Source organism: Nocardia australiensis (assembly GCF_020733705.1).
GTDB classification, from domain to species: Bacteria; Actinomycetota; Actinomycetes; order Mycobacteriales; family Mycobacteriaceae; genus Nocardia; species Nocardia australiensis.
The window spans coordinates 2954672-2973466 of record NZ_JAJFZM010000001.1; the positions used below are offsets into that span (position 1 = coordinate 2954672).

The 18795-nt window shown below is 64.7% G+C and carries 16 protein-coding genes, 1 tRNA gene and 1 pseudogene; 12 read left to right on the forward strand and 6 right to left on the reverse strand.

The window, feature by feature from the left end:
* Positions 1–92: 92 nt before the first annotated feature.
* The 3 genes from LKE06_RS13405 to LKE06_RS13415 form a co-directional block, all read right to left on the reverse strand.
* Entirely contained in the window at positions 93–1046 is a 954-nt protein-coding gene (locus LKE06_RS13405) for a hypothetical protein (RefSeq protein ID WP_372477364.1), read from the reverse strand.
* A 332-nt stretch (positions 1047–1378) separates the two neighbouring features.
* Positions 1379–3079, reverse strand: a complete 1701-nt coding sequence (locus LKE06_RS13410; protein WP_227998961.1) for an AMP-binding protein — start codon at positions 3077–3079, stop codon at positions 1379–1381.
* Positions 3080–4171: 1092 nt separating this feature from the next.
* On the reverse strand, positions 4172–4369 hold the full coding sequence (locus LKE06_RS13415; RefSeq protein WP_227998962.1) for a hypothetical protein: 198 nt from the start codon (positions 4367–4369) through the stop codon (positions 4172–4174).
* Between the two features lie 632 nt (positions 4370–5001).
* Between LKE06_RS13415 and LKE06_RS13420 the strand changes: the two genes are divergently transcribed.
* From LKE06_RS13420 to LKE06_RS13470, 12 genes and pseudogenes are all read left to right on the forward strand, one after another.
* Entirely contained in the window at positions 5002–6387 is a 1386-nt protein-coding gene (locus LKE06_RS13420; protein WP_305082799.1) for an MFS transporter, read from the forward strand.
* Entirely contained in the window at positions 6384–7892 is a 1509-nt protein-coding gene (locus tag LKE06_RS13425; protein ID WP_227998964.1) for an aldehyde dehydrogenase, read from the forward strand. Before LKE06_RS13420 ends, LKE06_RS13425 begins: the two co-directional genes overlap by 4 nt.
* A gap of 67 nt (positions 7893–7959) precedes the next feature.
* Complete coding sequence (locus LKE06_RS13430; RefSeq protein WP_227998965.1) at positions 7960–9141, forward strand: MBL fold metallo-hydrolase; 1182 nt, start codon at positions 7960–7962, stop codon at positions 9139–9141.
* A 216-nt stretch (positions 9142–9357) separates the two neighbouring features.
* Complete coding sequence (locus tag LKE06_RS13435) at positions 9358–10287, forward strand: VOC family protein (RefSeq protein ID WP_227998966.1); 930 nt, start codon at positions 9358–9360, stop codon at positions 10285–10287.
* Positions 10284–11066: an alpha/beta fold hydrolase gene (locus tag LKE06_RS13440; protein ID WP_227998967.1), complete on the forward strand. Its 783-nt coding sequence runs from the start codon at positions 10284–10286 to the stop codon at positions 11064–11066. The genes LKE06_RS13435 and LKE06_RS13440 overlap by 4 nt, the downstream gene beginning before the upstream one ends.
* A gap of 14 nt (positions 11067–11080) precedes the next feature.
* On the forward strand, positions 11081–11587 hold the full coding sequence (locus LKE06_RS13445; protein ID WP_227998968.1) for a cupin domain-containing protein: 507 nt from the start codon (positions 11081–11083) through the stop codon (positions 11585–11587).
* A gap of 162 nt (positions 11588–11749) precedes the next feature.
* A pseudogene (locus LKE06_RS32895) lies at positions 11750–12061 on the forward strand (ferredoxin reductase domain-containing protein); the annotation flags it as partial.
* A gap of 60 nt (positions 12062–12121) precedes the next feature.
* Positions 12122–12904: an SDR family oxidoreductase gene (locus LKE06_RS13450; protein WP_227998969.1), complete on the forward strand. Its 783-nt coding sequence runs from the start codon at positions 12122–12124 to the stop codon at positions 12902–12904.
* Positions 12897–14546, forward strand: coding sequence for a thiamine pyrophosphate-binding protein (locus LKE06_RS13455; RefSeq protein WP_227998970.1), 1650 nt, complete (start codon positions 12897–12899; stop codon positions 14544–14546). The genes LKE06_RS13450 and LKE06_RS13455 overlap by 8 nt, the downstream gene beginning before the upstream one ends.
* Positions 14543–15649: an FAD-dependent monooxygenase gene (locus tag LKE06_RS13460; protein ID WP_227998971.1), complete on the forward strand. Its 1107-nt coding sequence runs from the start codon at positions 14543–14545 to the stop codon at positions 15647–15649. The genes LKE06_RS13455 and LKE06_RS13460 overlap by 4 nt, the downstream gene beginning before the upstream one ends.
* A gap of 195 nt (positions 15650–15844) precedes the next feature.
* Positions 15845–16225: a RidA family protein gene (locus tag LKE06_RS13465; RefSeq protein WP_227998972.1), complete on the forward strand. Its 381-nt coding sequence runs from the start codon at positions 15845–15847 to the stop codon at positions 16223–16225.
* 61 nt (positions 16226–16286) lie between these two features.
* Complete coding sequence (locus tag LKE06_RS13470; protein WP_227999433.1) at positions 16287–16826, forward strand: MarR family winged helix-turn-helix transcriptional regulator; 540 nt, start codon at positions 16287–16289, stop codon at positions 16824–16826.
* 391 nt (positions 16827–17217) lie between these two features.
* Here the strand turns inward: LKE06_RS13470 and LKE06_RS13475 are convergent, their stop codons facing one another.
* The 3 genes from LKE06_RS13475 to LKE06_RS13485 all read right to left on the reverse strand — a co-directional run bounded on the left by LKE06_RS13475 (position 17218) and on the right by LKE06_RS13485 (position 18758).
* Positions 17218–17691 carry a nitroreductase family deazaflavin-dependent oxidoreductase gene (locus LKE06_RS13475; RefSeq protein WP_227998973.1) on the reverse strand — a complete coding sequence of 158 codons (474 nt, stop codon included), beginning with the start codon at positions 17689–17691 and terminating at the stop codon, positions 17218–17220.
* A gap of 15 nt (positions 17692–17706) precedes the next feature.
* The gene (locus LKE06_RS13480; protein WP_227998974.1) at positions 17707–18333 is read right to left on the reverse strand and encodes a TetR/AcrR family transcriptional regulator; all 627 of its coding nucleotides are present in this window, start codon (positions 18331–18333) and stop codon (positions 17707–17709) included.
* A 343-nt stretch (positions 18334–18676) separates the two neighbouring features.
* Positions 18677–18758, reverse strand: a tRNA-Leu gene (locus LKE06_RS13485).
* Between the last annotated feature and the right edge of the window lie 37 nt (positions 18759–18795).

The following is an 18795-nucleotide window of genomic DNA, read 5'->3' on the forward strand; positions in this document are numbered from 1 at the left end:
CATGTTGGTGACGGCTTCCCCACGGGGCGCTGCTGCGCGACCGTGGGGGCCCTCGATGACGTTCTCCAACACCGTGCGGTGCGGGGGTTCGGTCAGCCGTCGACCGCTTCGGTGTTGGTGTCGTCCGGAGTCGGGTCGGGGGCTCCCGACGGTGTGGCTTCGGTGTTGGTGTTGTCCGGAGCCGGGCCGAGGGCTCGTGGCGGCGCGCTCAGGGCAGTCGCCGCGCCGAGTCCCGCCCCCAGCCCCGCACCGATGGCGGCGAGGGGAGCAGCCATGAGGGCAGCGCCGTACGCGGCGCCGACGGGGGCCGCGGCGAGACCGATCGGCGAGAACGGCAAACCGATGGCCAGGCCGAGCGCCCCGCCGACTCCCGCCCCGATGAGCGCGAACGGGCTCGCGAACGCGGCGCCCGCGGCGGCGCCGATCGCGGCGGCGCCGACGGTCTGGCCTGCGACGCGGTCGGAGCGGGTGCGCTCCATACCGACCGAATCGAGGAACGTCGCGAGGTTGGCCTCGGTGATCGCTGCGCCGTCGTTGAGCTGAACAGCCTGCTCCCGGGGAAGCCACTCCGGTGAATCGACCTGCACGTCACCGAACCGCAACGCGCCGGGGGGTGGTGCGATCGCCGGTACCGGGGCGACCTGGGCGGGCGCGTGCAGCGCCTCCAATGGCGACAGGTAGTCGTTCTTCGGTATCGGTCGCGCCCACTGCAACGAGCTCAGCGTGTCTTCCGGGATACGGTTACCCCGGTAAGGGTGCACGTTCGGGGCTTCGGCGGCGGGCCACTGCGGGGACTGGTTCGCCTCCGCCGTCTGGTCCGTCTCCGCCGTCTGGTTCGTCTCCGCGGTCTGGTTCGTCTCCGCCGTCTGGTCGGTCTGCACCGTTTCGTCGGTGGAATCTTCGCCGACGGAATCTGCGTCGGGGGCGGGGGCCGTGTGCTCGGTCTGGCTCACCGGGATGTACCGGTCGGGCTCGGCGTTCGCGGTGCCGTTCCCCGCCAGCGTGAGAACTACGGGAACCGCTCCCGCTATGACCACGGACCCCATCTTCTGCCGACGTGGGCTGACTGCTCTGTGCTTGCCGGTGCCCATCTATCACCTTTCATCTCATCGTGAAAGAGAAGTTGTCGCTCCACATTCGGAGCCGCCGGATGACTCGGATTGGTGGAACGTTCTGTGATAAGCACTAAAACCTGCTGAGACCAGGATTTTCAGATTGTTCAGCGCCATGGATTCCGCGCATCGACACACTACCGGCCGCATGACGCGAGCTCGGCGGCTGCCACCGCCTCCGCACTGATAGGTTGCCGGCGCCGACGAGACGGATGATGGCGGTGCGGTCGGGGAAGATACCGACGATGTCGGTCTGGCGGTGGTGGTCAGCCTTTGAGCTCGGGGAACTGGTCGTCGCGCCACTCGCCCGGTTCGCCTTCTTCGGTGGCGAGCAGGTCTTCGCGGGCGCGTAGTTCCACCCGGCGGATCTTCCCGGAGATCGTCTTGGGCAGCTCGAAGAACTCCAGCCGCCGCACCCGTTGGTACGGCGCGAGGTGCTCGCGGGCATACCGCAGGATGGAAAACGCGGTGTCCTTTGTCGGTTCGGCCCCGGGCACGAGCGCGATGTAGGCCTTGGGCACCGCCAGCCGGACCGGGTCCGGGGATGGCACCACGGCGGCCTCGGCAACGGCCGGGTGCTCGATCAACACCGATTCCAACTCGAACGGGCTGATCTTGTAGTCGCTGGCCTTGAACACGTCGTCTGTGCGCCCGATGAAGGTGATGTAGCCGTCCTCGTCCCGGCTGGCGACGTCCCCGGTGTGGTAGAAACCGCCTGCCATCGCTTGGGTGTTGCGTTCCTCGTCGTCACGGTAGGCGGTCATCAGGCTCATCGGGCGCTGCTCGAGGTCCAAGCAGATCTCACCCTCACCGATACCGTCCACCCGTCGCCCGCTCGTGGGGTCGACGAGGACCACCGGGACCCCCGGCAGCGGGCGACCCATCGAGCCGGGCCGCACCGGCGTGCCCGGAGTGTTGCCCACCTGGGCGGAGGTTTCGGTTTGCCCGAACCCATCCCGGATGGTCAGTCCCCACGCCCGCTCGACCTGGCTGATGACTTCGGGGTTGAGTGGTTCGCCGGCGCCGATGACCTCGCGCAGGTCGGTGGGACGCTCGCCGAGTTCGGCGTTGATCAGCATCCGCCACACCGTGGGCGGTGCGCAGAACGTGCTGACCTGCCGCTCGCGCAGCCTGCTCAGCAACGCGGCGGCGTCGAACCTGCCGTAGTTGTAGACGAAGATGGTGGCCTCGGCGATCCACGGTGCGAAGAAGCACGACCATGCGTGCTTGGCCCAGCCCGGCGAGGAGATGTTGAGGTGCACGTCGCCTGGCCGCAGGCCCAGCCAGTACATCGTGGACAGATGACCGACCGGGTACGACACCTGGGTGTGCTCAACCAGTTTTGGGCGTGAGGTGGTGCCGGAGGTGAAGTACAGCAACAGGGTGTCCGACGGCGCGGTGCCCGGATGTGGCATGGGGGTGTGCTCGCCGTGGGCCGCGGTGCGCAGATCTGCCCAGCCCGGCGCCTGGCCGACGCTGATCCGCGTGTAGTCGCCGGGGACGTCGTCGAACTTGGCCGTGTCGGCGGCGTTGCAGATCACGTAGCGGGCGCCGCCGCGCGCGATCCGGTCGGTGAGTTCGGCGGGGCCAACCGCGCTGGTGGTCGGCATGACCACCGCGCCGAGTTTCATGATCGCCAGCATCGACTCCCACAGCTCGACCTGGTTGCCGAGCATCAGCACCACCGGGTCGCCCTTGGTCATCCCGCGCGCGGCGAGCCACGCCGCCAGCAGGTCCGAGGCACGCGACATCTCTGCGAACGAGCGCACCGTTTCGGTGCCGTCCTGCTCGGCGATCACCAGTGCCGGGCGCTCGTTGCCGCGCGCGATGGCGTCGAACCAGTCCACAGCCCAGTTGAAGCGTTCACCGAGTTCCGGCCAGCGGAACTCGGTGACGGCGCGGGCGTGGTCCTCGCGCAGCGCCAGCAGTTGGTCCCTGCTCGTACGGTAGGCCGTGGTCGCATCCATCGCCCATATCCCTTCTCGGTCTCGCCAGCTCCTCGCGTGCTCGCCCGTTGATTGTGTGTGCGGTGAGGGCCGACGTGATACCCGCAAATGGGGGTAGCGGCGTGGACTCGTATTCGCGGTGCCGGTGGTGGGCGGGGACCGTCCACAGTGTCCGCTACGGCGCGGTGCGAGACGAGCGACTGATCGGGGACCGGACGTTGTGGGCGGCCGGAGTGATCGCGACGCAGCTGGAGCGGGACATCGCTGCGGTAGCGCAGCCCTCGTGCGTGGAGCATGAGTGGTATGTCGCGGCTGTAGTCCAGGAGTCATCGTCATCGATCGGTTCGTGGTCATCGGGGGAGGCGGCAACCGTGGGCCCCGGCGTGTCCGGAGGATCGCCGGCTCCTGTTCACAGTCAATCCGACGTTCGTGGCGATGAAGACGAGTACTTCCGCAATTTCAGTGTCTTCGAACAGGACGACCATCGCCAGCGAAGGTGATCTTGACGTGCGCAGAATCCGCTGCCACTCCGGCGTTTCCTAGCTGAATCAGATCCACTGCCGTGGTCCGCGGCGGCACCGACTCAGCGCCGCACTTGGGCCGCGGGCGTAGGAGATCGCCACCGCTGGCACGTCCGCCCATTCCCTTGACCACCCGGATCCTCCCATGTAATTATCTTAGCGGTAAGATAATTACATGGAGTAATGCCCATGTGAGTTCGGATGAACAGGCCACGCGCAAGCATGAAACGGTGCGCACTGACGCCGAGGCCGTCCCGGTCATGGCGACACGTTGACACGCACATCGAGATCCAAGAGGCAGTTGGGAAGAACATATGAGTAAGGCCAAGACAGTCCTCGTGGTCGGCGGAGGTATCGCCGGATGCTCGGCCGCGATCGCTCTGGCAACAAAGGAATCCACGTCGCCCTCATCGAGAAACAATCCGAATGGCGGTTTCAGAGCTCAGGGATCTTCGGCTACAGCAGCGGGCTCGAGAACTTCAAGCACCTCGGGTAGTCCGGGTACGTGATACCCGACGGGCGAAACGTCTATCTCGATCACCTCGGGCATCCCATCGTCGACGTCTTCTATCCCACTGGCCCTACCGTCCGATCAGCGGCGATTCTCGGCATCAAACGGGCAGAAATGCACCGCGTCCTCACCGAGCGCCTCGAACGAATGGGCGTCGACATCCGGCTCTGCACCACAGTCAGACACATAGCGAACCCCGCCGACCCGCTGCGTGACATGAATCCGGAAATGACATCGTTTCGGGAAACACCGACCTGGGTGAAGGTTCTCGGCGAACATGTCAGCCTCCCGCGGAGCTGCGGAGGCGGGTGATGGAAGGGCAGGCATACGGCGCCGAGCTGCTGTGCCTCAATCACTCCTGAACGTCAACAGCGGGTCTCGCCGTCGTCGAGGTCGGCGAGCAGGCGCCTGCGGACGCTGGCTGGTCGCTTCGAGCCGGGCGACTTCTCGATCCCCGTCACGCGTGCGTGCGACGTCGATCAGCACTTGTTCAGTGGCCAGCCGGGCCCGGATATGCGGCGCATACTCGCTGGTGGTGAGGAACTTCGGGCAGGTCAGGATCAGGTCGCACTCGCACGGACCCTCGGCGGGCAGCCGCAGGCAATGCTGTCGAGGTTCGCCGGGTATGTCGAGTACCGCTTGTTCGCGGCGGCAGATTTCGAATTCGAGCGTGTCTCGTCCCTTTGGGGTGTGTAGGAGGCCATTGACGACGGCGTACTGGTGGGTCGGTCCGATATCGGCGAGTTCGGTACGGGTGCAGGCGATCTCGGACAGCGGCGATTGCTGACCCAGGCACCCGGGTGCCTGGCGCTTCGTCCAGCGAGCGTAAGGGGCTTGACGAGTGACTGTGTTTGAGATTACATCTTAGCGGTAAGCGTCTTTGCGCTCACACAAATCGAAACACCCATAGGATGCTCATGACGACGACCGTATCGGCCAATGTGGCTGCGACAGCGGAGATGATCAGCGCCCGCCTCGAACGCCTGCCGATGAGTAGGTGGCATGTCAAGGCTCGCGTGATCGTCGGGGCCGTCACGTTCTTCGACGGCTTCGATCAACTGATGATCGCGTACTCGCTTCCCGTCCTCATTCCGAAATGGGACCTGACTCCCAGCGGTATCGCGTGGGTGATCGCGATCGGTGGTCTCGGGATGCTTGTTGGTGCGCTTGCCGGCGGGTGGTTGGCCGACCGTGTAGGCCGACTCAATGTGATCATCGCTTCGTTGGCTCTCTATGCGGTGATGAGCCTGGGCATGGCGTTCACCGACAGTCTGGTGCTCTTCCTCGTGTTCCGGTTCGTGCAGGGAATCGGGCTCGGCGCCGAGGTTCCGGTGGCCGCGAGTTACATCGGTGAGATCACCAAAGCCCACAAGCGTGGACGATTCGTGCTGCTCTACGAGGTGATCTTCCCGATCGGTCTTGTCATGTCGGCGATCGTGTCCGCGTGGGTGGTCCCCAACTTCGGCTACAAGGTGCTCTTCGCGCTCGGCGCGCTTCCCGTCCTGCTCCTGCCACTGATCTGGCGACTGCCTGAGTCGCCGCGTTGGCTGGCCTCCCGCGGCCGCTTCGACGATGCGCACAACGCGATGACGCGCATCGAGGACGAGGTCACCGGCAAGTACGGCAAGACGCTCCCTGCTCCGCAGCCGTTGTCGGCGGTCGCGGTCGACGCTCGTCACGGACGGTTCCGTGAAGCATTCCAGGGCGTCTACCTGCGTCGCACCCTGATGCTCGCCGGGATCTGGGGCTGCGCCTACTTCGTCAACTACGGCATCGCGTCCTGGCTGCCCTCGCTCTACCACTCCGCATTCGACGTCAGCGTCGAGACCGCTCTGCACTACAGCATCGTCACCAGCGTCGCCGGCCTGATCGGCTGCGTCCTCGTCGCCTTCCTCATCGACAACCTCGGCCGCCGCATCTGCATCACCGCATCGATGGTCTTCTGCTCGAGCTTGCTCTTCCTGCTCGCCGCCACCGGCGCCGACACCGCGACGAAGGTGCTGTTCTGGTCGGCCGGATCCGCCCTCTTCGTCTTCGCCGTCAACATGGCGCTTTACGTGTACACCGCAGAGTTGTACCCCACCCGGATGCGGGCTATCGGCTGCGCCATCGGCGGAGCGAGCGGACGCCTCGGCATCATCGTCGGACCGCTCGCCGTCGGCGCCATCCTCGACGGGGGTGGCACGCTCACCGTCGTGTTCGGAATGTTCTCCGCGGTCGCCCTGATCGGTGCCCTCGTCGTCGGCTTCTTCGCCGTCGAAACCCGCGAGAAGACCCTCGAGGAGATCTCCCAGTGACCATTCTCGACACCGCACCACAGACACTGCCGTTCGTCCCGGTCGCAGACCGGATCCTCGTCGCCGGAGAGTGGCGGCAGGCGAGTGGCCCGGCCTTCGCGGTCACGGACCCGTCGAACGGCGAAACCCTCCAGGTGATCCACCAGGCCACCGCCGACGACGCCGATGAGGCGATCCGGAAGGGCCGCGCCGCCGCCGACGACCCGGCGTGGCGCGCGCTGCTCCCGCACCAGCGGGCGAAGTGCCTGCACCGCATCTCCGATGCCATCGAGGCGAACACGTCCCGGCTCGCGCTGCTGCAGAGCTACAACACCGGCAAGACGGTCGCCGAGACCACGGCACTCGTCGGCAGCGCCGCCGCAACGTTCCGCTACTTCGCAGCCGTACTCGAGACCTCGGACGAGGACCTCACCGCCCCGCGCGGCAACTTCCTGACGATGAGCGTCCTCGAGCCCATCGGGGTGATCGGCGCCATCGCGCCGTGGAACTCCCCGGTCGCCAGCGACGCGCAGAAGATCGCCCCCGCCTTGGCGGCCGGCAACGCCGTCGTCCTCAAGCCCGCCGAGTGGACGCCGCTGGTGTCCCTCGAACTGGCGCGGCTGATCGACGAGTCGGGATTGCCGAAGGGCCTCCTGTCTGTGCTGCCGGGCAAGGGGTCCGTTGTCGGTGACGCCATCGTCCACCACCCCGAGATCGGGAAGGTGACCTTCACCGGCGGCACGAACACTGGACGGTCCATCGCCCACTCGGCGGCGGAGAAGCTGATGCCGGTGTCGCTGGAACTCGGCGGCAAGTCGCCGACCATCGTCCTCGACGACGCCGACCTCGACGCCGCCGTGAACGGTGTGATGTACGGGATCTTCTCGTCCACCGGGCAGAGCTGCATCGCCGGGTCCCGCCTGTTCGTCGACCACCGCATCTACGACGAGTTCGTCGAGAGACTGGTGGCCAAGACGTCCCGGCTTCGCCTCGGACCCGGCCGCGACCCCGACACCCAGGTCGGGCCGATGGTCCACCCCAAGCATCGCGACAGCGTCGCCGCATACGTCGACCTCGCTCGCGAAGAGGGCGGAAGAGTGTTGTGCGGAGGGAAGATCCCCGACGACGAGCGGCTGCGCGACGGCGCGTACTTTCTGCCGACGATCATCGACGGGCTGCCCAACGGTTCACGCACCTGCCAGGAGGAGATTTTCGGACCCGTCCTGGTGGTCCTACCGTTCGACGGCGACGCGGATCTGGTTGCACAGGCAAATGATTCGGTATTCGGGCTGGCGTCGGGCATCTGGACCGGCGACTACCGTCGCGCCTGGAAACTTGCCCGCCGACTACAGGCCGGCACCGTGTGGATCAACACCTACAAGCAGTTCAGCATCTCCACGCCGTTCGGTGGCATCAAGGAAAGCGGACTCGGCGTGGAGAAGGGGCGCAGCGGTATCGCCGCGTACTCCCGGCAGAAGAGCATCTACTGGGGTCTGGAGGCAGAACCCAATCCGTGGGCGGACTGAACCTCGCGTGACCGCCAAGGCGCGAAAGAAACTCAGCCCCAAAACTTACGGAAGTGAGTCTTCACCGATGACCATGCACGACAAGAAAGTCGACCATATTTCTCATGGCTACTCGCGAAGGAGTGCGTTCGCGCTGTTCGGAACGGGCCTGGCGACCCTCGCCGCCACCAGCTGCGCGGCCCACGCCACGTCATCGGATGAACACTACGATTCCCCCCTCCCGCCGGATGCCTACGAACTCACCGGATCGGTGGAAGGGTACAACACCAAGCTCATCCTTCTCGGCACAGCAGCCGGGCCGCTGACCGTTCCGGGACGCAGCGGAACCGCGACGGTACTGATGGTCGGGGATCGCCCGTACCTAATCGATGCTGGCCCGGCGTCGAGTCGCAAACTGGGGCAAGCCGGGATATCGGCGGCCGATCTCGGCGGCGTCTTCATCACACATATGCACAACGACCACATCGCCGACCTGTTCAACATCTTCTGGTTGCCGGGCGTCACTTTGGCCTACAAGTTCACACAAACAGTCCCGATCTTCGGTCCCGGATCCGCTGGCGCACTGCCCATTCCCTATCAAGGAGGCTCGATTCCGATCCAGAGCCCGTCGCGCCCAACTCCCGGCATCACCGAGATGCTCTCCGGCCTCCGCGATGCGTATGCGTACGAGATCAACATCCGTAACACAGAAAAGGCCGCACAAGCCGACTTTGGCCAGTACATCTCGGCACACGACATCCTGCCTCCGCCGTCGGCTGGCGCCTCCTTCGACAACACCGCACCCACCATGGAACCGTTCACCGTGTTCGAGGACGACCTCGTTCGCGTGACCGCGATACTCGTTCCGCACGGACCCGTGTTTCCTTCCTATGCGTTCCGCTTTGACACCGACGACGGTGCGGTCACCTTCTCGGGTGATACGGCCAAGTCGGACAACGTGATTCGCCTTGCTGCTGGAACCGATATCCTGGTGCACGAGGTTGTCGACATCGATTACTACGCGCGCACAATGAAAAGCCCAGCGATGATCGAGCATATGGTCGAAACACACACCATCGCCGCTGACGTCGGTCGAGTGGCGAGTGCCGCCGGAGCCAAGCATGTCGTTCTCTCGCACATCGGGCCCGGCGATCCCCGCGAAGTCGACGACGACCAGTGGGAAAGAGGGGTTCGGTCGACGTTCACAGGGCCGATCACGGTGGGGCATGATCTCGTGCAGATCGCGGTCGGTCGTCGTTCTGGGCCGTGAGGACGCTCTGCGACACCAGCACGTGATGCTGGACAGCGCCCTGGTTCGCGTACCTGCCAGGAGGAAATCCTTGGACGGGTCCCGGTCGTTTTGCTGCAGTTGGCGAATCATGGGCGAACTGAACCTCGCGTCACAGCCAAATTCGCGAAGGGATTCAGCGCCCAAAATTTATATTACTGCTAAGATAATGACATCAAAGATGCTGAAGGGAATGACATGAACGAGGCTGTTGCACGACTGAGATGCCTGCGCTCGGTCGAACTGCGCACGCAGGCCAGCGCCGAATCCACCGAGTTCTACTCGGAGGTGTGGGGACTTCATGTGGTCGAGCATGGCGTGAACGGCGCTTGGCTGCGAGGGACGGGTGAGCAGCACCACGCGCTGCAGCTCACCCAGGCGGCACGAAACGGCCTCGGCCGCATTACCTTCGCGGTAGCAACACCGGCCGAGGTGGACGAGGCAGCCCGCCGCCTCGAACTGCGGGGCGTTCCCATCGTCAGCGGCCCCGGCCCCACCAACGACATCGGCGGTGGCTACGGGGTCAGTCTCGTAGATCCCGAAGGCAGGGTGATCGAACTCCTCGCGGACTCTCTCGCGGTGCCGAAACTCGGCCAGGACGACGCCGTTCCGGTCGGCGTCACCCACGTCGTCCTCAACACCGTCGACATCGATGCCGCGGTGAAGTTCTACTGCGACGTACTCGGCATGCGGGTGTCGGACTGGTCCGAGCACCAGATGGCGTTCCTGCGCTGCAACTCCGACCATCACAGCATCGCGTTCAATCAGGCCGAGTGGACGTCGGTGAATCACGTCGCCTACGAGATGCCTACTGTCGACCACTTCATGCGCGGCATCGGCAGGCTCCGCCATCACGGCACCGTTCCGCTCTGGGGTCCAGGCAAGCACGGCCCCGGCGACAACACCTTCTCGTACTTTGCCGACCCGGCCGGGCTGGTCTGCGAATACACGTCCGGCATTGCGCAGGTCGACGAGGATCGGTGGCTGTGCAAGGTGTGGCGCCGGGTGCCGGAACTGTCCGACCTGTGGGGCACCGCCGGTCCGCCATCCAAGCAGGTCCGCGACCACATGGCCGGCGTTTCCGACCCCGGCGCGTTCGAGCGGTTCGACCTCGGGCGGGTGTCGTGACACACGTCGTCGAATCCGGTTCCGGGCCCACGCTGCTAATGCTGCACGGGATCGGCGGCAGCGCAGACAGTTTCGTGCCGCAGTTCGATGAACTGTCGTCGTCGCTGCGGCTACTCGCCTGGGACGCGCCGGGATACGGTCGCAGCGCGGACCCCGGACGTCCGTTCGACCTCGACGACTACGCCGACGCCGCTGCGGACGTGATCCGCGAGCACTGCGGCGAGGCGGGTGCCCACGTCCTCGGAATGTCATGGGGCGGGGTGGTCGCTACCCGCCTTGCGATGCGGCATCCCGACGTAGTGCGCAGCTTGCTGCTCGGCAGCTCCACCGTGGGATCGGGTGCCGACGAGCCGAGTGCCGCCCGGATGCGTTCTCGCGCTGCAACACTCGAGCAGCAGGGCGTGGAAGCCTTTGCCGCCGAACGTTCCCCGCGGCTGCTGTCCGGATCAGCGAGCGAGGTGCTCGTCGCCACGGCCACGCAGATCATGGCCGAGTCGATCCGGATGCCCGGCTACGGGTACGCCGCCGAGTCGATGGCGACCACCGATCACACCGCCGATCTGCCGAAGATCGACATCCCCACGCTTGTCCTCAGCGGGGACGAGGACAGGGTGACCGGAGTTCCCGCGAGCCTCGTTCTCGCACAGGGAATTCCGGGTGCCGGGTTCGTTACCCTCCGCAGTGCCGGACACCTCGCGAACCAGGAGCGACCGAGGGCTTTCAATGCCTGGGTCGAATCCTTCATCCACATCTCCGAACGCCTGCGCAACCACGTCTAGAGAAGGAGCACGACATGACACTCGAATACGGCACCGCCAACCTGAAGGAATTCACCGATTCGCTGATCCTCACCCGCGGCACCCGCCACGAAGACTGGGACACCCTGGGCTTCCAGGCCAAGGCCGGCGACCAGTTCAAGCGCGCCCAGATCCGCTACGTCGGCTCTGGTGCAACCGGTAACCACGACAACGACAACCGCACCATCTCGTCGCAGGGATTCACGTTCTCCAATATGCTGCTTCCCCCCGGTGCGGAGGGTCCCGAGCACACCCACCACGACGCCGAAGAAGCCTTCTTCGTGCTCGAGGGCGAGGTCGAGGTCGGTATCCACCGCGACGGACAGGTAGAGAAGCGCACTCTCGGCTACCGCGACATGATTGTCGTGCCCGCCGGAGTTCCCCGCAGCCTGAAGAACAACGGCACCACCAGTGCGCTGTTCTGCGTCATCATCGGCGCTCAGAAGCCGCAGATCCCGACGTACCCCGAGACCTCGGCAATGCACGGTGTGACGCGAGACTGACGTTGCGTCTGGTTGGGACGTCGGCAGGCTACCTGGGGCGTCGCCATAGCCAGAACATTGTGCGGCTCGGTACCACCGATGCGAAGTTCGGCTTCAGGAGAGCTCGTGTTTGATCAAGAGAAACTGGAGGAATCGATGGTTGTACACGCAGGTGCATCCCCAATGCGGGTGCGTCAGATGCGGATCGAATCCTCGGGCGTCATCTCAGTATTGCTGGAACGAGCCGCAGTCGCCTCTTGGACACCGGGCGCGCACGTGGATATGCATCTTGGCAGTACCACTGTGCGGCAGTACCCGTTGTGCGGAGACCCCGAAGACAAAACGAGCTACCGGGTTGCGGTTTTGCACCAAACGACCGGACGTGGCGGGTCTCGGTATGTACACGAGAAGCTGCGGCCGGGTGACCTGGTGTCTGTTAGCCAGCCGCGCAACAACTTCGAGCTTCTGCCCGCACAGCGGTATGTATTCACAGCAGAGGTCGGCTGAGCCGAGGAACCAATTGTTACCAGACGAGTCAAACGAGAGGGGCAGGTTGTGGACCTGCAACTGAAAGACCGCACGCACCTGGTGACCGGGGGCAGTTCCGGTGTCGGGCTGGCCACCGTGGCCTTGCTGCTCGAGGAGGGCGCCAACGTCATCACCTGCGCGCGCGACCGCAACCGGCTCGACGCCGTGATCGCAACGCTGCCCGGCAGCGAGCGGGTACACACCGGCTCTTGCGATGTGCGGGACCCTGTTGCGGTCGGCGCGCTGGTCGAGGCGGGTGTCGCACGGTTCGGCGCCCTCGATGGGTTGGTTAACAACGCAGGTAAGTCCCGTATGGTCCCGCGTGGCGAGGCAACTCTCGACGACTGGCGCGACGAACTGGACCTCAAGTTCTCCAGCGTCCTCAATACCGTTGACGCCGCACTGCCCCTGCTGCGCAAGTCTGACGCCGCGTCCATCGTCAACATCTCGGCGGTGTTGGCGCGCCAGCCTGAGCCGAGGCTGGTCACCACCAGTGCGGCCCGCGCCGGGTTGCTCAACCTCAGCAAGTCGTTGTCGCTCGAGCTCGCCGGCGACGGTATCCGCGTCAACTCGGTGTCGCTCGGACTGGTCGATACCGGTCAGTGGCGGCGCCGCTACGAGGAGTCCGGCACCGATGCGTCCTTCGAAGATTGGGAGTCGGAGATCGCCAAGGACCGTGGCATCGGTCTCGGTCGGTTCGGCCGAGCCGATGAGGTGGCCGCCATGATCGTGACCCTGCTGTCCCCCCGCTCGTCGTACGTGACGGGTACCAGCATCGACGTCTGCGGAGGCGTCGCCCGCTATGTCTGAGAGGAACACCATGTCTGTTGGCAACGGCGGTGACCTGCTGGTGCAGGTGCTGCGGGAGGCCGGCGTCGACACCGTCTTCGGAATCGTCAGCGTCCACAACCAGCCGCTTGTCGAGGCGGTAAGCAAGCAGTTGCGGTTCGTGCCCGTGCGGCACGAGGCCACCGCGGTCAGCGCCGCGGACGGATATGCCCGGGCCACGGGGGGCTTGGGCTGCGCCCTCACGAGCACCGGGACCGGAGCCGGTAACGCCGCGGGGTCGCTGATCGAATCCCTCAGCGCGGGAACGTCGGTGCTGCACGTGACGGGCAACGTCGAGAGCCGCTACCTGGGATCGGGTCGCGGATTCATCCACGAGACCAAGGACCAGCTCGGCATGCTGACGGCAACGTCGAAGCACGCCGCCACCATCCTCGACACCGACAGTGCGGGGAAGGTGTTGCGTGAGGGTATTGCCGCCGCGCTCGCTGCACCCGGCGGTCCGTCGAGTATCGAGTGGCCCATCGACCTCCAGTATGCAGAGCACGTCATCGACGTGGTCGAGCCAGTTGTCGAAACAGCGCGGACCGCCGACGCTGACGAACTCGCGGTCGCCGTAGCTCTGCTGCGCTCGGCGAAACGCCCAATGATTTGGGCCGGCGGCGGTGTGGCACGCGCCGGAGCGGAACTGACCGCGCTGCTGGAGCGGTGGGGAATCCCGTTGCTCACCAGCAACTCCGGGCGTGGCGCGGTACCGGAGGATCACCCGCTGTGCATCGGCAACTACGGCAATACCCCCGCCGGGCGGGAACTCCTCCAGGACGCCGACCTGCTGCTGTCGCTGGGGACGCACTTCCGGTCCAACGAGACCGGCGACTACGCGATGCCCATCCCTGCGGTGCACGTGCAGGTGGACCTCGACTCGGCGGCCATCGGACGCGTCTACCCGGCGCAGGCCGGGGTAACCGCCGATATTGCGACGTTCCTGCGGTCGCTGTCGGAGTTGGCGCCCGTCGACGCCGCGTGGACCGAACGCGCCCGCACCACCCGCGAACTCGTCCGCAGTAAGCAACGCGCCGGCCTCGGCGACCACGCTGTGCTGTGCGACGCCGTGCGCGCCGCATTCCCACACGATTCTGTAATTGCTCGTGATGTCACCATCGCGTCGAGTTCCTGGGGCAATCGGCTGCTACCGATGTTCGACCCCAAGTCCAATGTCTTCCCTCGCGGCGGCGGCATCGGACAGGGTTTGGGTATGGCGATCGGGTCCGCGTTGGCGGACGAGACCCGACCCACCCTGGCCCTGGTCGGAGACGGCGGCCTGGCCGTGCACTTCGGCGAGATCCTGACCATGGCGCAAGAGAAGCCGTGGCTGGTACTGCTGGTATTCAACGACGGGGGCTACGGGGTATTGCGGAACATGCAGAAGGGCAGCGGCGCCGATACGTACGGCGTCGACCTGGTCACCCCCGACTTCCCGTTGCTGGCACAGTCCATCGGCGTCCCGTACCTGCGGATCGGCGGTGCGGCCGAGGCACACGGTGTGCTCGCCGACGCTGTGTCGCGGCAGGCCCCGGTGATCGTCGAGGTCGACCTCGCCGCGTTCGGCGAGATGCCGGCTCCGTTCACACCGCCGGTGACAGTCCCCGGAAAGGAATCGAAATGACCACAGTTGGAGTGTGCGGCGGCGGCATCGGCGGGCTCGCCACGGCGATCGCCCTTCGGAAGTTCGGCCTCGACGTCACGGTCTACGAGCAGGCGAGGCAGTTCGCCCGCGTCGGCGCCGACATCAACCTCACACCCAATGCAGTCCGGGCGCTCGACGGACTGGGTGTCGGACCGGCGATCCGCGAATCCGCCGCCCGGCCGCAGTTCCGGATCAGCCGCACATGGGACACGGGAGCCGAGACGTCCCGGCTGCCGATGGGCGACAGCGCAGAACAGCAATACGGTGCTCCGCAGTTGACCATGCACCGGGGCGATCTCATGACCGCGCTCGAGAACCGGCTGCCGTCGGGTGCCGTCGAAATGGACCGACGGGTCGGCAGCATCGCGGACGGACGCATCGAGTTCACCGACGGCAGTGCGGCTTCGGCCGACGTGATCGTCGGCGCCGACGGCATCCACTCCGCGGTCCGCACGGCGCTCCTCGGACGGGACCAGCCGACGTTCACCGGCGTCGTCGCATTCCGTGCGGTCGTCCCCACCGAACGTGTCGGCGAGCTCCCCAACCTCGACTGCTTCACCAAGTGGTGGGGTCCGAACAGTTCGACGCAGATCGTGACGTTTCCCCTCAACCAGGGCAAGGACATCTTCGTCTTCGCTACCTGCGGCCAGGAGGAATGGACCGAGGAATCGTGGACCACACCCGGTTCCGTCACCGAACTGCGCGAGCTGTACCGCGACTTCCACCCCGAGGCGCGGGCCCTGCTGGACGCGTGCGACGACGTCCTGAAATCGGCGCTCTACGTTCGGGATCCGCTGGCGTCGTGGACCGACGGACGGTCGGTGCTCCTCGGCGACGCCGCACATCCGATGATGCCGTTCATGGCGCAGGGCGCCGGCATGGCCATCGAAGATGCCGTCGTCCTGTCCCGCTGCCTGAGCCTGTTCGACGATCCCGCGGTCGCCCTGCAGACCTACCAGGAGACACGACTGCAGCGGACCTCCCGCATCCAACGCGGCTCACGGTCCAACGAGTGGCTGAAGGTAGCGGGCAACGGCGACTGGGTGTACGAATACGACGCCTGGCACGTGCCGTTGGAATGAACGGAACCTGTTGTCCGACGCACGATTTCGCGGGTGAAGTGCCGACCCCCGCAACGATCGGACACCTCGGGCTGGGTCCGGCGTATCGAGGGAAGGTGGCAATTCTGATTGGTTAAACCCGGGCACCTTCCTATTGATTGAATCATTGAACATGTCGGTTGAATCGCATCGACCATTCGAAAGTGAGCATGCATCATGTCCAACGTTTCTTTGACCAGTGTCTCTACGCAGCATCCATACAGTCCTGCAGTAGTCGCTGGAGACTTGATCTTCGTCTCAGGTGCGCTCTCTATCGATTCTGGCGGAGTTGCCGTCCCGGGTCGCATGGAGGCTCTTGATGCCGCGGTGGATCGAATGCTCGAGCGGCTCGCTGTTGTCGGTGGCGAACTCAATCAAGTGGTCAAGCTTACCTATTATGTAACCGACATCTCATTGCGGGAGGAGGCGAATCGTCAGTTTGAGAGGGTCTTCACAGAGTCCCGCCCGGCGCGCACCTTCCTTGAAGTCAGCAAGCTTCCTTATGAGGCAACGGTTGAGATCGACGCAATTGCGCTGTCGGGACGTGATAAGGGTTAGCCATGGTTGCATGATTGGGTTCACGCCGTTTTTGGTTGCGTAGCATTCGACGAGGATGGAAATGGGAATCGGTAGAGAGCTGAATTTAGACGCCGTCGACGAGGCGGTGAATGATTGGGCGCGTGAACGGCCGGAACTCGACGTGTCCTCCATGGAAGTCTTTGGTCGGATGCATCGCTGTTATCTCCAGTATCAGGCGCTGCTCTCGTCATTGTTGGGTTCTTATGGATTAAATGTTGCCGCTTTCGATGTGCTTGCTGCGCTCCGCCGTTCCGGCGCTCCATATCAAATGACGGCTGGGCAACTGGCAGAGACGGCTCTGCTCACGAGCGGTGGAATCACTCTACGTGTCGACAAGCTCGAGCAAGCTGGTCTGGTGAAGCGCGAGCGTGACAGTGATGACAGGCGCGTTGTATATGTGCATCTAACAGACGAGGGACTCCAACTCGTCAACCGCGTCGCCGATGACCATTTTGAGAATGGAAACGCGCTGCTTGCGGGCCTGAGCGTCGCAAAACGCAAGGATCTGGCTAAACTGCTTCGCGCACTTGAATCCTCGATCGTAGATGGCGGATCGGTCGACCAGGAAGAAACCGCTTAGCGGTCAAAAGTGTGTGCTCACGGACACCGACTCGCAGCACGCCGTATGCCACCGCAATCCAGTGTGTGTTTTGATGAGGGGCACTCGCTGGACATGCTGCCCAGAGTTAAAGTCCGTGGGCATGCTCTTTGTGCGGACTGGGGGGATACCGAATTCTCCAAGACTCTCGACGCCGGTACCCGTGTCGTGCATGGCGAGGATGTCGATATCGCCGAGGTGCAACAAGAAATGCTGAAGTGGACTCCGGGACACAAGGATATGGCATTGAAAGCGGACCGAGCGGTCAGTGCAGCTCATAAGATCCTTGCGGCCTCGAGGCTCAGGAATCCGCTGAGTTCGAACACGTCTGACGTGTAGCCCTGCACCCGACAATCCCATCGGGGGAGACGGGTCAGGGGTTGGGGTGGGTTCGTATCTTGACCATGGGGAGGGTGTCGACGGGTCGGCTGGTGGCTTGTTCGATGGTGGTGCGGAGTTTGTTCCATGCTTTGGGGTGGTGCTGGATGTAGTGGGCGAGTGCGGTGGTGGATTCGTCGTCGGTCATCGGTGTGGCGGTCGCTGTGGTGGCGCGAGTGAATCCGGTGGAGATGCGCACCTGTGGGTTGGCTTGGATGTTGCGGTACCACTGTGCTGTGGTGCCGAATCCGGAGACGATGACGTACTCGTCCGGTTGGGGTTTGTCGACGACTTCGAGGACGACGAATCGTTGTGCGCCGCTGTGGCGTCCGGTGTGTTCGAGCATCAGTAGCCGGGAGCCGAAGAGGAATCCGAGTCCGGCGCGGTAGATCCAGATCGGGGTGCGGACCAGCCATCGGGTCTGCAACGCGCGGGCGCCGATCCGGGTTGCGAGGTTTGTGTTGGTCATGTCGGTGCTCCTCGGTCAGTCGCCGTCGTGCTCGCCTTCTGGTGTATGGACATCGCAGTTCCCTTCGCTCGCAACGCTTTCGGTCAGCCCTGCCGCGCGCAGCAGCGGGCCGGTCACATCCACCGACCTCAGGGCGGGGTCGATCATTCGGTGCAGGATCAGTCCGTCGATAAGCGCCAGCACCACCGTCGCAGTGGCCTCCGGGTCGGCCACGACCTGCTGGTCGCGGAACCAATCCGTCAGCGCGGTCCTGACTTCCACGACGAATTGGCGCAGTTCGTCGCGCAGCCGTTCGTGCCGGGTGGCGGCCAGCATCATTTCGCTCATGGCGACGGTCGCCGGATCGGTTGCGGTGTAGGAGCCTATGGCGGTGAGGATCTGGGTCATCGCGGCCGGTCCCGACGCCGCGAATACCCCGGCCATCACGTTCGCGTATTCGGTGCGTGCCATCTGCAGGGACGCATCGATCAGTAGGTCGGTCACCGAGTGGAAGTGGTAGTGCACCAGCCCGGGGCGCAGTCCGGCGCGTTCGGCCACCATTCGCGTGGTCACCGCGCCCCAGCCGAACTCGGCGATCGAGTCGGTCGCCGCCGCCATCAATCGCGCGCGAGTCTCTTCGCCCTGCTCAGCCGCCGTGACCATCATGTTCCTCTCGTCGAGCGGATTGGACAATCGCCTTGGGCGTATGCCCAATCTAACACTCAATAGTGACACAATCCAGTCATCGGAGGTACGGACCACGCGGTTCGTGACCTGTGGTCTGTTAATGAGTTCCCGCAACGGTGAGTGCGGCGGGGTGACCGGCGCGATCATCGCCGATCACCTTCGCCGGCAAACTTTTCGCAGGGGGGGTAGATGTGTCGTGATCTGGCAGATGTGCCAGGAATCGATGCAGGTCAGGATGCATTTCCGCTAGTCGGCTCCGGTGTGTGCGAGGGCTCTCGCACACAGTGTGCGGATTTGTGTCACGTATGACGGGAATCTGTGCGCGAGAGGGGACTTGAACCCCTACGTCCGTGGACACCAGAACCTAAATCTGGCGCGTCTGCCAATTTCGCCACTCGCGCGTGGTGGTACGACCGTCCAAAGACTACCGGGCTCGAC

Coding starts and splice junctions, on each gene's coding strand:
- LKE06_RS13470 (WP_227999433.1), top strand. CDS start 16,287: ATGGGAATCGGTAGAGAGCTGAATTTAGACGCCGTCGACGAGGCGGTG.
- LKE06_RS13445 (WP_227998968.1), top strand. CDS start 11,081: ATGACACTCGAATACGGCACCGCCAACCTGAAGGAATTCACCGATTCG.
- LKE06_RS13405 (WP_372477364.1), bottom strand. CDS start 1,046: ATGGGGTCCGTGGTCATAGCGGGAGCGGTTCCCGTAGTTCTCACGCTG.
- LKE06_RS13415 (WP_227998962.1), bottom strand. CDS start 4,369: ATGTTCGCCGAGAACCTTCACCCAGGTCGGTGTTTCCCGAAACGATGT.
- LKE06_RS13430 (WP_227998965.1), top strand. CDS start 7,960: ATGACCATGCACGACAAGAAAGTCGACCATATTTCTCATGGCTACTCG.
- LKE06_RS13410 (WP_227998961.1), bottom strand. CDS start 3,079: ATGGATGCGACCACGGCCTACCGTACGAGCAGGGACCAACTGCTGGCG.
- LKE06_RS13465 (WP_227998972.1), top strand. CDS start 15,845: ATGTCCAACGTTTCTTTGACCAGTGTCTCTACGCAGCATCCATACAGT.
- LKE06_RS13480 (WP_227998974.1), bottom strand. CDS start 18,333: ATGGTCACGGCGGCTGAGCAGGGCGAAGAGACTCGCGCGCGATTGATG.
- LKE06_RS13475 (WP_227998973.1), bottom strand. CDS start 17,691: ATGACCAACACAAACCTCGCAACCCGGATCGGCGCCCGCGCGTTGCAG.
- LKE06_RS13435 (WP_227998966.1), top strand. CDS start 9,358: ATGAACGAGGCTGTTGCACGACTGAGATGCCTGCGCTCGGTCGAACTG.
- LKE06_RS13420 (WP_305082799.1), top strand. CDS start 5,002: ATGCTCATGACGACGACCGTATCGGCCAATGTGGCTGCGACAGCGGAG.
- LKE06_RS13455 (WP_227998970.1), top strand. CDS start 12,897: ATGTCTGAGAGGAACACCATGTCTGTTGGCAACGGCGGTGACCTGCTG.
- LKE06_RS13460 (WP_227998971.1), top strand. CDS start 14,543: ATGACCACAGTTGGAGTGTGCGGCGGCGGCATCGGCGGGCTCGCCACG.